General features: G+C 51.3%; 12 protein-coding genes. 1 reads left to right on the top strand and 11 read right to left on the bottom strand.

Annotated features, from left to right (window positions below):
- Positions 1 to 158: 158 nt before the first annotated feature.
- The 5 genes from IC804_RS05520 to IC804_RS05540 all read right to left on the bottom strand — a co-directional run bounded on the left by IC804_RS05520 (position 159) and on the right by IC804_RS05540 (position 4856).
- Positions 159 to 626, bottom strand: coding sequence for a MaoC family dehydratase (locus tag IC804_RS05520; protein ID WP_011887956.1), 468 nt, complete (start codon positions 624 to 626; stop codon positions 159 to 161).
- A gap of 82 nt (positions 627 to 708) precedes the next feature.
- A complete protein-coding gene (gene mdh, locus IC804_RS05525) occupies positions 709 to 1647 on the bottom strand; it encodes a malate dehydrogenase (RefSeq protein WP_008880855.1) in 939 nt (312 codons plus the stop codon).
- Positions 1648 to 1672: 25 nt separating this feature from the next.
- Positions 1673 to 2944, bottom strand: coding sequence for an NADP-dependent isocitrate dehydrogenase (gene icd / locus IC804_RS05530; RefSeq protein WP_008880856.1), 1272 nt, complete (start codon positions 2942 to 2944; stop codon positions 1673 to 1675).
- A gap of 71 nt (positions 2945 to 3015) precedes the next feature.
- Positions 3016 to 4134, bottom strand: a complete 1119-nt coding sequence (citZ, locus tag IC804_RS05535) for a citrate synthase (protein WP_008880857.1) — start codon at positions 4132 to 4134, stop codon at positions 3016 to 3018.
- A 266-nt stretch (positions 4135 to 4400) separates the two neighbouring features.
- Entirely contained in the window at positions 4401 to 4856 is a 456-nt protein-coding gene (locus IC804_RS05540) for a DUF441 domain-containing protein (protein WP_008880858.1), read from the bottom strand.
- Positions 4857 to 4949: 93 nt separating this feature from the next.
- Between IC804_RS05540 and ytvI the strand changes: the two genes are divergently transcribed.
- Complete coding sequence (ytvI, locus tag IC804_RS05545; RefSeq protein ID WP_041264639.1) at positions 4950 to 6068, top strand: sporulation integral membrane protein YtvI; 1119 nt, start codon at positions 4950 to 4952, stop codon at positions 6066 to 6068.
- A 107-nt stretch (positions 6069 to 6175) separates the two neighbouring features.
- Here ytvI and IC804_RS05550 read toward each other — a convergent pair whose 3' ends face one another.
- The 6 genes from IC804_RS05550 to IC804_RS05575 all read right to left on the bottom strand — a co-directional run bounded on the left by IC804_RS05550 (position 6176) and on the right by IC804_RS05575 (position 13360).
- Positions 6176 to 7744, bottom strand: a complete 1569-nt coding sequence (locus IC804_RS05550; RefSeq protein ID WP_190300613.1) for an IS1182 family transposase — start codon at positions 7742 to 7744, stop codon at positions 6176 to 6178.
- Between the two features lie 152 nt (positions 7745 to 7896).
- Positions 7897 to 9660: a pyruvate kinase gene (gene pyk / locus IC804_RS05555; RefSeq protein ID WP_060476099.1), complete on the bottom strand. Its 1764-nt coding sequence runs from the start codon at positions 9658 to 9660 to the stop codon at positions 7897 to 7899.
- Positions 9661 to 9687: 27 nt separating this feature from the next.
- Positions 9688 to 10647 carry a 6-phosphofructokinase gene (gene pfkA / locus IC804_RS05560; RefSeq protein WP_008880861.1) on the bottom strand — a complete coding sequence of 320 codons (960 nt, stop codon included), beginning with the start codon at positions 10645 to 10647 and terminating at the stop codon, positions 9688 to 9690.
- A gap of 185 nt (positions 10648 to 10832) precedes the next feature.
- A complete protein-coding gene (accA, locus tag IC804_RS05565; protein WP_060476100.1) occupies positions 10833 to 11810 on the bottom strand; it encodes an acetyl-CoA carboxylase carboxyl transferase subunit alpha in 978 nt (325 codons plus the stop codon).
- Positions 11795 to 12667 carry an acetyl-CoA carboxylase, carboxyltransferase subunit beta gene (accD, locus tag IC804_RS05570; protein WP_008880863.1) on the bottom strand — a complete coding sequence of 291 codons (873 nt, stop codon included), beginning with the start codon at positions 12665 to 12667 and terminating at the stop codon, positions 11795 to 11797. Before accD ends, accA begins: the two co-directional genes overlap by 16 nt.
- Positions 12668 to 12742: 75 nt before the next feature.
- The gene (locus IC804_RS05575) at positions 12743 to 13360 is read right to left on the bottom strand and encodes a FadR/GntR family transcriptional regulator (protein WP_008880864.1); all 618 of its coding nucleotides are present in this window, start codon (positions 13358 to 13360) and stop codon (positions 12743 to 12745) included.
- Between the last annotated feature and the right edge of the window lie 157 nt (positions 13361 to 13517).

Here is a 13517-nt window from a genome sequence, read left to right on the forward strand (position 1 = left end):
TACTCGGCAAAAAATGAAAGAGGCTGTTCTTCCAACGGTCGGTTCACCCGTGAAGAACAGCCCCTGGCATTTGGTTTGCCTCTTTGACAGAAGATAAATATCGTTTGCTACCAAGAATGATACGGCCTAGAAAAACAGTCCTAGCGACGCCTTTTTTATCAAAAATTTTCTAGCACACGGCCATCGAAGCGCGGAAGTGCGTGCGGCGGACAGACGGACAACGTGCCATCAAGCACCGTCTCCGCACCGCGCGTCGCTGTCACGTTCAATGTGACACAATGCCCCGCCTCATCCACCTCTGCCACTTCAAGCAAAAATTCGAGCGTTTCATAATGATACACCGGACGGAGAAAACGAAGATCCTGCCGCGTAATGTAGCTTCCCGGACCCGGCAAATATTTGGAGACTGCTGACGTAATCATCCCCGTCAACATGACGGTCGGAACGATCGGCTTCCCGAGCGGTGTTTGTGAGGCGTAGTCATGCTGAATGTAAAGCGGATTCGCATCATCGGTCAGCCCGAGATAAAGAAGCAAATCTTTATCTTCAATGGCCGCCTGGAAGACAAGCTTTTCTCCAGGTTGGATTTCCCTGATTGTTCTCCCCAACTTCCGTTTTTTTAACACGTTCCCACCCCCTTGATTTGGAAAACGCTTTCAAAATGAAGGTGCAAAAATTCGGGACAACGCCCGAATTTTTGCCTTGCGGTTATTCTAATACGCGCATGACGTTTTTGACCGACTCAACCGATTTGGCGAGTGCCGCTTTTTCATCCTCGGTCAGCTCGAGCTCAATCACTTTCTCGATGCCGTTGCCACCTAGGATCGTTGGCACCCCCAAATAAATGCCTTCATAGCCGTATTCGCCTTCAAGGTAGGCGATCGCCGGCAAAATGCGGCGTTGATCTTTGACAATCGCCTCGACCATTTCGGCAAGCGAGGCAGCCGGCGCATAGTAGGCGCTGCCATTGCCAAGCAGGTTGACGATTTCGCCGCCGCCTTTGCGCGTCCGCTCAACGATGGCGTCAAGACGGTCTTTTGGAATAAGTTTTTCAAGCGGAATGCCGCCGGCGTACGAGTAGCGGACGAGCGGCACCATGTCATCGCCATGGCCGCCCAACACAAACCCGGTGACGTCTTTCACCGAAATGTTCAGCTCCTGGGCGACGAACGTACGGAAGCGTGCCGTATCGAGGACGCCCGATTGACCGATGACGCGGTTTTTCGGGAATCCGGATTCCTTAAAGACCGTATACGTCATCGCATCGACTGGGTTCGTCAAGACGATGATGTAGCAGTTTGGCGAGTATTTGACGACTTCTTTCGTCACTTGTTTCATGATTTTTTGGTTTGTCGTCACTAAGTCGTCGCGGCTCATTCCCGGCTTGCGGGCGATGCCGGCCGTAATGACGACGATGTCAGAATCAGCCGTGTCAGCGTAATCCGACGTACCGACGATGTTCGCGTCAAAGCCGAGTACCGGGCTTGACTCGAGCATATCGAGCGCTTTCCCTTTCGTCGGGTTCTCAAGCTGCGGAATGTCGACAAGCACGATGTCGCCAAGCTCTTTTTGCGCCAAAAGGAACGCCGTCGTCGCTCCCGTAAATCCGGCGCCAATGACCGAAATTTTTTTCCGTTTCATCGCCATCGTTTGCCATCCCCTTCGTTAAAGGTTAGTCCATATTGCGGATGAGCGCATCAGCAAATTCCGAACATTTCACTTCGGTTGCCCCTTCCATCAGACGGGCGAAATCGTACGTGACCACTTTGGACGCGATCGTTTTTTCCATTGCTTGAATGATCAATTGAGCTGCTTCGTTCCAGCCGAGATGCTCAAACATCATGACGCCGGACAAAATAACCGACGACGGATTGACTTTGTCCAAACCAGCATATTTCGGCGCCGTGCCGTGCGTCGCTTCGAAAATGGCGTGACCGGTTTCATAGTTGATGTTCGCTCCTGGTGCGATGCCGATACCGCCGACTTGGGCTGCGAGTGCATCGGAAATGTAATCGCCATTTAAGTTCATCGTCGCGATGACATCAAATTCGCGCGGACGCGTCAAAATTTGCTGCAGGAAGATGTCGGCGATGGCGTCTTTAATGATGATTTTACCGGTCGCTTCCGCGTCAGCAAGCGCTTTGTTCGCCGCTTCTTTTCCTTCTGCTTCAACGATCCGGTCATATTGTGCCCACGTGAACACTTTGTCGCCGAACTCTTGTTCAGCCAGCTCATAACCCCAGTTTTTAAACGCCCCTTCAGTGAACTTCATAATGTTCCCTTTATGGACGAGCGTAACCGACTTGCGGCCGTGTTCGATCGCATAGTTGATTGCCGCGCGCACGAGCCGTTTCGTTCCTTCTTCAGAAATCGGTTTGATGCCGATACCGGACGTTTCCGGGAAGCGGATTTTGCGCACGCCCATTTCGTTTTGCAAAAAGTCAATCACTTTTTTCACTTCTGGGGTCCCTTTTGCATACTCAATACCGGCGTAAATGTCTTCCGTATTTTCGCGGAAAATGACCATGTCGGTATCTTCCGGACGTTTTACCGGCGACGGAACACCTTGGAAGTAACGAACCGGACGCAGGCAGACGAACAAGTCCAGCTCTTGGCGGAGCGCAACGTTCAACGAACGGATGCCACCGCCAACCGGCGTCGTCAACGGCCCTTTAATAGCGATTATGTATTCGCGGATCGTCTCAAGCGTTTCATCTGGAAGCCAGTTGCCCGTCAGCTTGTACGCTTTTTCACCAGCAAGCACTTCCTTCCAGACGATTTTCTTCTCGCCTTTGTACGCTTTTTCAACGGCTGCTTCGAGCACGCGCGAAGCGGCTGCCCAAATGTCCGGACCCGTTCCGTCCCCTTCAATGAACGGGATGATCGGGTTGTTTGGAACGTTGAGAACACCATTGGTGACAGTAATTTTTTCCCCTTGCGTCACGAGTAAAACCCCCAATGCCATTTTTTATTGAAAAGGCGTGAAGGTTGGCCTTCAGCGCCTTGTCCACTTGTTTAACCGCGCTGTTCAATCGGCACGTACACTTGCTTGCTCGGGCCGGTGTACTCCGCACGCGGACGGATGAGACGGTTGTTGTCATATTGCTCTAAAATGTGGGCTAACCATCCCGATGTCCGGCTGACGGCAAAAATCGGCGTAAATAAATCATGGTCGATTCCTAAACAATGGTAAACCGAGGCGGAATAAAAGTCAACGTTCGGCGGCAACGCTTTTTCCGATGTGACGATTTCTTCAATCTTCGTCGACATTTCATACCAGTGCGGTTCACCAACAAGCTTCGTCAGTTTTTCCGACATTTTTTTCAAATGCTTGGCGCGCGGGTCGCCTTTCCGGTAGACGCGGTGGCCAAACCCCATAATTTTCTCTTTATTGGCCAGTTTTCCGCGGATGTACGGCTCAACGTTGTCGATCGTGCCGATTTCCGTCAACATTTTCATGACCGCTTCGTTCGCCCCGCCGTGAAGCGGCCCTTTCAAGGCGCCGATCGCTGCAGTAATGCCAGAATAAATGTCCGACAGCGTTGCCACGCAGACACGCGCCGTGAACGTCGATGCGTTCAGCTCATGGTCAGCATGCAGCACGAGTGCCTTGTTGAACGCTTCCTCCGCAATTTCATTCGGCTCCTCACCGGTGAGCATATACAAGAAATTCGCAGCAAAGCTTAAATCTTTGCGCGGCGCAACCGGTTCCAATCCTTTGCGCACGCGGGCAAATGCGGTGACGATCGTCGGGATTTTCGCCTGCAGGCGGATTGCTTTCCGGTAGTTTGCCTCTTTCGTCATAACATCCGCCTCTTCATCATACAGGCCGAGGAGCGAAATCGCCGTGCGCAACGCGGCCATCGGATGCACTTTATCGATCGGGTATAATTTAAAATGCTCAATGATTTCGTTCGGAATCTCCGCATTCTCTGCAAGCTGCTGTTTCAGTTCCGCCAGCTGCTCTTTTGTTGGCAGCACCCGATGCCAAAGCAAATAAATGACCTCTTCGAAGGAAGCGTTTTCGGCTAAATCATCAATGTTATAGCCGACATACGTCAATGTATCATCGATGATCGAGCTGATGCTTGAGGTTGTCGCCACAACCCCTTCTAAACCGCGGGTTACTGTCATACGAATCTCCCCTTTTCTTCATAATTCCTGCCTTGCCACTAGACGGCTGGTGAGCGCTTGCTCGAAATGGATGCAAAAACAGACATACACAAGAAAGTGCTTACATTGACACATCGGCTGCCGCCTTGTTGTGACAACGCTATATGTCGCTTGGGCCGAAAACTAGCTTACGCCTATTATTATAAACAATTATCAGATTTTTGTGAACGGTAATGCATCCATTTGTCAAAAGATTATTACACAGGAATAATGATCCTCGCCCAGCTTCAAAAATATTCTACCATTTTTATAACCACATAGGCAATTCCTGCGCCAATTAATGGTCCGACTGCCACCCCGTGAAACAGCGATACGGCAATGACCGTACCCAACACAAGTGAAGCGGTGATGTGCGGGTCACTGGCCAAAAGCGTCACCCCTCCTTTGGCAATTAACGCCACAAAAATGCCAGATAAGAGGGCAATCCAGGCCGACGCCGACTGCAGCGAGCCGATGAGCTGCTTAAACCCGATCTCTCCGGTGGCAATCGGCGCCAACACTGCAACCGTAATGACCGTAACCCCCCAGTTGATTCCTTTCGCCTGAATGGCCGGCAACAGCCGCGCTTCCAACCCGAACAGTTTGATGGCCAACAGCACCGCAATGGCGATGATGAGCGACTGATTTTTTGCGATCACCCCGATCGCCAAAAGCAAAAGCAAAAATAATACTGGTTCATTCATAAGCGTCCGTCCTTTCCTATGAAACTTGTCTTTTTGCTTCTTCGTAAAGAAACATGTAATATATCAGTATGGAAAACCGTTGGGGGTGAAACATTGTCCCGAGTCTATATCGACCGTTTTTTGCGCTTTCTCATTGTCATCGCCGTCGTTGTGTTGGGCCTCATGGCCGCCTATTATGTCTCGACGGTGACGTACCCGTTTATTATTGCCTTTTTTATCGCTCTTCTCATCAATCCGCTCGTCAATTTTTTGGAACGAAAGACGAAAATGCCGCGCTGGCTCGCCGTCAGCGTGACGCTGATCGTCCTGTTTGCCGCTGTTGCGGGAATCGTGATTCTGTTAATTGCCGAAATCGTTTCGGGAACGCAATACTTGGCCGACGTCGTGCCGGAAAAATTCCAGGCGCTCATCGCGTACATGGAGTCGTTTGCGGCCAATCAGCTCATCCCACTCTATCAAGACTTAGCCGTCCTGTTTAAAAGTTTAAATGATAATCAGCAGGATACAATCATGCAAAACATCCAGGCGGTCGGAACGCAAATTGCGACGACAGTCGGCGAATTCATCCAGCGCGTGTTGCAAAACATTCCGCAGCTCCTCGCCTGGCTGCCGAACGCGGCGACAGTTTTTATTTTTTCGCTGCTCGCCACCTTTTTCATCAGCAAAGACTGGCACCGTCTCATGCGGATGATACAGCAATGGCTGCCCGCGAAAGCCCGCACAAGCGGAAAAACGGTGTTTCTTGACTTGAAGCGGGCGCTGTTTGGCTTTATTAAAGCACAGGCGACGCTCATTTCGATTACGACCGTCATCGTGTTGATCGGCTTGCTCATTTTGCGCGTCGATTACGCTATTACAATCGCCTTAATCATCGGATTCGTCGATATTTTGCCTTACTTAGGGACGGGGATTGTGTTCGTGCCTTGGATTATTTACGCGGCGGTCAGCGGCGACATCCCGTTTGCGATCGGGCTTGGCGTTTTGTATATCGTCGTGCTCGTCCAGCGGCAAATTATGGAGCCGAAAGTCCTTTCCTCATCGATCGGTCTCGACCCGCTCGCGACGCTCATTGCCTTGTTTGTTGGCTTCAAGCTGCTCGGCTTTCTCGGCTTGATCGCCGGCCCGGTCATTCTCGTCATTATCCGCACGCTCCATAGTGCCAACGTCTTTCACGACATTTGGCGTTTTATCATCGGTAAACCATCCTCATAAAAAGAGGCTGTCTCAAAAGGTCGTTAAACCGACCTTTTGGGGACAGCCTCTGTTTCTTTTCTTTACTATTTGGTTATTTATTCCTTTTTTGAAGCAGGAATTTCTCCTTATTTCTGAATTTTATCCTGTTTTTTCTTTGTTGGATCGGTTGTGGCCGCCCACTTTCTCAAATTGTGAGCAGCACAAATAAGCCCCCATTCCAAGGTAATTTTTGGGAGCCCTCTTAACAAAAAGCGCTGAAATTGCTGGTTGTGCTTGATTTGCCCAAACACCGGCTCGTTTTCGATTTGTCGTTTTCGGTACGTCGCCGCCCCTTCTTCCGTGGACAGCCGTTTACGGATCTCCTGCCGTTGTTGTTGATTTTTCAAGGAAACGCGGATGGTTTTCGTGTCTTTGCCTTTGGCGCATGCCGTCTGAAACGGGCATCCGGCACAAGCCGTACAACGATACGTCCGTTTGACGGTAACGTACCCGTTGTCGGTCGTTTCCTTCCGTTCATACACAAACACCAACCGTTCCCCTTTGGCGCAAATCCACTCATCCAGCTCCTCATCATACGTCATGTTCTCGATTCGGCCGATCTCCTTCGCCCACGCTTTCGTTTGTTCCCGATCCAACGTGTTGTACTTGATCAGGGCGACTATCTCCTTTTTCTCACAGTACGTGTAGTTCTCCTCACTCCCATAGGCGGAATCCGCAATGGCTTGTTTAGGCATTGGACGCCCATAGGCGGCCAATTGCTCCAAATGCGGAATGAAACATCCGGCATCCCCTGCCCGTTGATGCACGCTAAATCCAGTGATGAATTGGTTCTCTGTCCCAATCTGCACATTGTACCCCGGTTTGAGCTGGCCGTTTTTCATATGGTCGTCCTTCATCCGCATAAACGTGGCATCCGGATCCGTTTTCGAAAAACTGTTCCGTTCGCCTAATCTTTCTTTGTATTCTTCATATTTTTTCTTACGGGGGAGAAGATCTTGTTCCAATTGCCGTTTGGCTTTCTTTAACGTACGATTCTTCGGCTCTTTCTTTAGGCGCTCTTCCACTTGTTCGATGACGGCTTCGATCCTTTCGGACGTGATCGGTGAAGCTTCCAGCTTTTCTTGAAAATCCCCCTCTTGTTCCGCCTCTTCATCTTCTTTCGTCACCTGTTCGATCGAGGCAACGATTTTCCGGAATTTCTCCTCCAGTTTCTGATCGTACTTTTCCGTTGATTTGCGCCAAACGAATGTATATCGGTTGGCATTGGCCTCGATTTTCGTTCCATCCAGAAAATAATCCTCTAACTTGACCAACCCTTCTTGACGCAGAAGATCGACAATGGAGAAAAACGTTTCGTAAATGATGTCCTTCATCCGTTCCGACCGAAATCGGTTGATCGTGCGAAAATCCGGTGTTTGATGGCCGGATAGCCACATAAAGTAAATGTTTTCTTTCAACTGCTTGGCGATTTGGCGAGAGGAGTAGATCCGATTGGCGTAGGCATACAGGATGACTTTCAACATCATTTTCGGATGATAGGCTGGACGCCCTCCGCCAGGATAGAGGGAAACGAACAGAGCCGGATCCATTTTTTCCACTGCCAGATCCACGATCCGGCAAAGATGATGTTTGGGAATGAAAATTTCAAGATCCATTGGCAAAATGAGTTGATCTCGGTTATAATAAATGTACATAAGAAAACCGTCCTTTCTTTGGTAGGGTTGTGGTGACTCTATTATACCAAAAGAGGAACGGTTTTCTTCTTTTTTATCCAAAAAAGTGTCCCAAAAGCGAACGCTATGCGAACACTTTTGGGACATCCTCTTTTTTCGATCATAAAACGATATTACAAGACGCTTGCGTGGCCGCGGTAGACAGCACCAAACCCTCCGTCGACCGTAATTTCTTGCCCGTCTTTAAACAAGCTTGTTGCATTGTTCACCCCGACAACGACAGGAATGCCAAGGCTTAGGCCAACAACCGCGGCATGGCTTGTCAATCCGCCTTCCTCGGTAATGATCGCCGACGCCTTTTCAATTGCCGGCATCATATCGGCATCGGTGTTGATGGTGACTAAAATGCCACCCTCCACCATTTTTTGACACGCTTCTTCCGCTGTTTTCGCCACAACGGCCTTGCCAAACGCCGACTTGCGACCGATGCCTTGTCCTTTCGCGATCAAGTCGCTGATGACGTGCACTTTCATTAAGTTCGTCGAACCGGTCTCACCGACCGGAACCCCGGCGGTGATGACGACTAAATCACCGTGCTTCACCAAACCGGAACGCACCGCGGCATCGACGGCGACATCGAGCATTTCATCCGTCGTGTTCACATGTCGCGCTTCTTTCGTATAGACGCCCCATACGAGCGCCAACCGGCGCGATACCGCTTCGTTTGAGGTGACAGCAATAATCGGCGCTTTCGGGCGGTATTTCGCCACCATTTGCGGCGTTTTCCCGCTCACCGTCGGCGTAACGATCGCTGCTACATCTAAATTTAAGGCTGTATGAGCGACTGACTGCCCGATGGCATCGGTAATCGTCGTCGCGCTTTCTTTTGTGCGCTGGGACAAAATATCGTGGTGCTCAAGCGCCTGTTCGGTGCGGAGTGCAATTTGGTGCATCGTTCTGACCGCTTCGACTGGATATTGGCCAGCCGCCGTTTCCCCAGAAAGCATGACAGCATCCGTGCCGTCAAAAATAGCGTTGGCGACGTCGCTTGCTTCCGCCCGCGTCGGCCGCGGGTTGCGCTGCATCGAATCAAGCATTTGCGTCGCTGTAATGACCGGCTTGCCGAGCATATTGCACTTTTTGATCAACAGCTTTTGGATGAGCGGCACTTCCTCAGCCGGAATTTCGACGCCTAAATCACCGCGGGCCACCATGAGGCCGTCGGCTGCTTCTAAAATTTCGTCGATGTTGTCGACGCCTTCTTCATTCTCAATTTTGGCGATAATTTGGATATGGAGGGCATCGTTCGCTTCAAGCAGCTCGCGAATTTCGAGCACATCGGACGCTCGGCGAACGAACGAGGCAGCGATAAAGTCGATTCCTTGACGAATGCCAAACAAAATATCGGCCCGGTCTTTCTCGGTAATCCCCGGCAAGTTGACGCGCACCCCCGGGACGTTGACCCCTTTTTTGTTTTTCAACACGCCGCCGTTTAAAACGGTCGTGATAATTTCTCCGGCTTGCTTGTCAACTGCATTGACCTCAAGGGCGATCAACCCATCGTCGAGCAAAATTTTCGAACCGACAGATACGTCATCGATCAATCCCGGATAAGTGACCGAGATCTTTTCTGGCGTGCCGAGCACTTCGCTCATCGAAATGACCAGCTTCGCTCCTTCTCTCAGTTCGATCGCACCGTTTTCCATATTGTGCGTCCGGATTTCCGGGCCTTTCGTATCAAGCAAAATGGCGACCGTTTTGCCCGTTCGCTGCGCTGCCTCACGAATGTTGGCAATGCGCCGTCCATGTTCCTCGTAATCGCCATGCGAAAAATTCAGGCGTGCTACGTTCATTCCCGCTTCAATCAGTTGTTCAAGCTTGTCCACACTTTCACTTGCCGGCCCAATGGTACAGACGATTTTCGTTTTCCGCTTCATCGTTTCCTCTTCCTTTCCCCTCGGGAATTAGATGGACAATTCTTTCGACAGTAAGTACATCCGCTGATCGACGGTATGTTTCTGCGCTAACGCTTCGGCAATGTCATGGTCGACAAGCTGGTTTTGTTGAATGCCGACGCAGCGTCCTCCTTTTCCTTCCAACAGCAACTCTACCGCACGGGCGCCAAGACGGCTAGCTAGCACACGGTCAAACGCTGTCGGCGACCCGCCGCGCTGCACATGGCCTAAAACAGTGACGCGCGTTTCAAATCCGGTCGCCTCTTGAATTTGCCGGCCGAAGTCAACACCGCTGCCAACCCCTTCAGCAACGATGATAATGCTATGTTTCTTGCCACGCTCATGGCCGCGTTTCAACCGGGCGATGACGTCGTTCATATCGTAGTCCGCTTCTGGAATTAAAATCGTTTCCGCCCCGCCAGCAAGACCGGACCATAAGGCGATGTCGCCGGCATGACGACCCATGACTTCGATGACGTACGTCCGTTCATGTGAGGTTGCCGTATCACGAATTTTGTCAATGGCATCAATGACTGTATTCAGCGCCGTATCAAAACCGATCGTAAAATCCGTACCTGGAATGTCGTTATCAATCGTTCCTGGTACCCCAACGCACGGAAAACCATGTTCAGTCAGCTTTTTTGCCCCTTGGTACGAACCGTCGCCACCGATGACGACAAGCCCTTCAATGCCGTGCTTTTTCAACTGTTCAATCCCTTTTTTCTGCCCTTCTTCTGTTTTAAACTCCGGACAGCGAGCCGTATATAACATGGTGCCGCCGCGATGGATAATATCACCGACATCGCCGACTTCCAACTTTTTAATGTTGCCGGCAATCAGCCCCGCATAGCCGTAGTAGACGCCATACACTTCCACGCCGTGATAAATCGCCTTGCGGACGACGGCACGAATGGCGGCGTTCATCCCCGGCGAGTCGCCGCCGCTTGTCAATACACCAATCCGTTTCATGATTTTCCACCTCATTTACATGGAATTCAACACGTCCGACCTCATACGTCTGTCGCTCTTGAACATTCCTAATGTACCATGAACATCTAAGGAACACAATATCGAAGCCCTCACTGAAACGGCTTACATTAATGAATTTTTCTAGACAGAATAAAGCTGTCCCACAGATGGAGACAGCTTTTTCCTTATCTTGCCCGAATCGTTTCTTGTAAAAACGATACTTGGCCCATTTGTTTAAATTTTTCATAGCGCTGTTCAACGAGCGCCTCACCGTCGAGCGTCAACAGCTGCTTCAGCGAAGCGCGCAACACGCGGTCAATTTCTTTCGCCTGCTCGTCGGCATTGCGATGGGCGCCGCCTTTCACTTCTGGAATGATTTCGTCAATGACGCCGAGCGTCTTTAAGTCATGAGCGGTAATTTTCATCGTTTCCGCTGCCCGTTGGGCTAATGACGCATCTTTCCATAAGATAGCGGCCGCTCCTTCCGGTGAAATGACCGAGTACGTTGAGTTTTCAAGCATATGAATGTGGTTACCGACACCAAGCGCCAGCGCTCCGCCGCTTCCGCCCTCACCGATGACGATGCAGACGACCGGTACCGTCAATCCTGCCATTTCAAACAAGTTGCGAGCGATCGCTTCGCTTTGGCCGCGCTCTTCAGCCGCTTTGCCTGGATAGGCGCCTTTTGTATCAATAAAGCAAATGATCGGCCGGGAAAATTTTTCCGCTTGTTTCATGAGCCGAAGCGCCTTCCGGTAGCCTTCCGGATGCGGCATGCCGAAATTGCGGCGCAAGTTTTCTTTCGTATCTTTACCGCGCTGGTGGCCAATCACCGTCACCGGAAGCCCATCATAATCCGCAATGCCGCCGACGATCGCCTCATCATCACCAAAACAGCGGTCGCCATGGCATTCGAAAAAGTTCGTAAACAGCCGCTCAATATAATCAAGCGTCGTTGGCCGCTGCGGATGGCGGGCGATTTGCACGCGATCCCACGGCGTCAAATTCGCGTACACTTCGTTCTCAAGCTTGGTGAGGCGCGCCTCCAGCTTTTCAATTTCCGACGACAAATCGACGTCTGCCGTTTTCATAAACTCTTTCAGCTCTTGAATTTTGCGGCGCAACTCGACGAGCGGCTTTTCAAATTCTAATTCCGCCACCATCCTGATTCCCCTCCTCCTGCGTGAATCGCCAACACGACGGCGAGCTTCTCCTTCAGCTCATGCCGATGAATGACGGCATCCAACTGCCCGTGCTTTAACAAAAACTCCGCTGTCTGGAAGTCTTCCGGCAGCTCTTCGCGCACCGTCTGTTCGATGACGCGGCGGCCGGCAAAACCGATGAGCGCGCCAGGTTCGGCGAAGTTGTAATCGCCAAGCGAGGCGAAGCTTGCCGATACGCCGCCCGTCGTTGGGTGGGTCATGACGGAAATAAACAAGCCCCCGTCGTTGCTGAATCGTTTGAGCGCCGCGCTCGTTTTCGCCATTTGCATCAGGCTTAGCACTCCTTCTTGCATGCGGGCGCCGCCGGAAGCGGTAAAAATGAGAAACGGCATCCGCTGTTCGTGCGCCCGTTCGACGGCGCGGGCGATTTTTTCACCGACAACCGATCCCATGCTGCCCATGCGGAACGATGAGTCCATCACCGCGATGGCAAGCGGATGGCCTTCAAGCGTCCCCTCGCCGGTGACGACCGCCTCGTTCAATCCGGATTTGCGCCGATCTGCTTCCAGTTTTTCTATATAACCCGGGAACCCGAGCGGGTTGACCGATGTCATGCCGGCGTCATACTCGCGAAAGCTGCCTTCATCAAGTACGCTTTCAATCCGTTCGCGCGCCGGCATGGGATGATGGTAGCCACAGCTTAAGCAAACGCGCAAGTTTTTCACTAATTCTTTTGTATACATGATCTTTTTGCATTGCGGGCATTTCGTCATTACGCCTTCCGGCACTTCAGGCCTCAACGGCTCGGAAGGGATTGCCGCATATTTTTTCTTTTTCACAAATAAATCTTTCCACACGAGGGAGCCCCTCCTTTGCGTTTTCGCCTCTCTACTACTTTATCGAAAATACGTACGATTGTTTGTCAAACGGTGTCAGCTCTTTTTCGACAATGGCCAGGGCCGGTGCGCCTCCCATACGGCGATGGCTTCCGCCGAATCACGCTTTTTCAATGCTGCTAGCAGCTGGTCATAAAATGAATCCGCAAGCGACGGCTTCGGCGCAAAGGCGGCCGCAAACGCGGACAACGCCCGCCAAATGCGGACAAGCAAGTAATTGCCAGCTGCTTCGGCGATCGTCTGAAAAAACCGCTCGAAATCGATCGGTTTTTGACGAACGGTTTTTTCAAGCCTTCCTATGGCTTCCTCACCTTGACGCTGACAGAAGAGTTCAAGCAACAGCCGTTCGACAAGCCATTTCGTTTCCGCCAAATCGGCTTTTGCCCGTTCATTTTCAAGCAAAAACATCGCCAGCAAATCGACTAGCTGATGGCTGCCGATCTCACACATATAGGTTCCTTCGCCGCGCCGCGTTTCAATCAGGCCGAGAAATTCGAGCGCCCGCAGCGCCTCGCGCACTGACGAACGACCGACTCCAAGCCGTTCGGCCAACTCCCGCTCCGACGGCAGCTTATCGCCGGGGGCGAGGCCATCCTGAACAATGAGACGGTGAATATGTTTCAACGTCTCAGCATACACTTTCTCGTCGTTCAACGAAGATCCCTCCCGGCGATTTACTAGCAAAAAGATTTCTAAAGTCGAAAACTGAATCTTTACCGACCTTGGGAACGATGGGTGACGAGAATCGGCGGCTTTTCCTCACTTCTCAATTCCATACTGGTCTGACCACCTAATGGTTATACGATATAAT

Source organism: Geobacillus sp. 47C-IIb, assembly GCF_014679705.1.
Taxonomy (GTDB): domain Bacteria; phylum Bacillota; class Bacilli; order Bacillales; family Anoxybacillaceae; genus Geobacillus; species Geobacillus thermodenitrificans.

What these genes read in the sequence shown, in the direction of transcription:
- IC804_RS05550 (WP_190300613.1), bottom strand. Translation starts at nt 7,744, where the DNA reads ATGTACATTTATTATAACCGAGATCAACTCATTTTGCCAATGGATCTT.
- accA (WP_060476100.1), bottom strand. Translation starts at nt 11,810, where the DNA reads ATGGTGGCGGAATTAGAATTTGAAAAGCCGCTCGTCGAGTTGCGCCGC.
- pyk (WP_060476099.1), bottom strand. Translation starts at nt 9,660, where the DNA reads ATGAAGCGGAAAACGAAAATCGTCTGTACCATTGGGCCGGCAAGTGAA.
- citZ (WP_008880857.1), bottom strand. Translation starts at nt 4,134, where the DNA reads ATGACAGTAACCCGCGGTTTAGAAGGGGTTGTGGCGACAACCTCAAGC.
- pfkA (WP_008880861.1), bottom strand. Translation starts at nt 10,647, where the DNA reads ATGAAACGGATTGGTGTATTGACAAGCGGCGGCGACTCGCCGGGGATG.
- mdh (WP_008880855.1), bottom strand. Translation starts at nt 1,647, where the DNA reads ATGGCGATGAAACGGAAAAAAATTTCGGTCATTGGCGCCGGATTTACG.
- IC804_RS05540 (WP_008880858.1), bottom strand. Translation starts at nt 4,856, where the DNA reads ATGAATGAACCAGTATTATTTTTGCTTTTGCTTTTGGCGATCGGGGTG.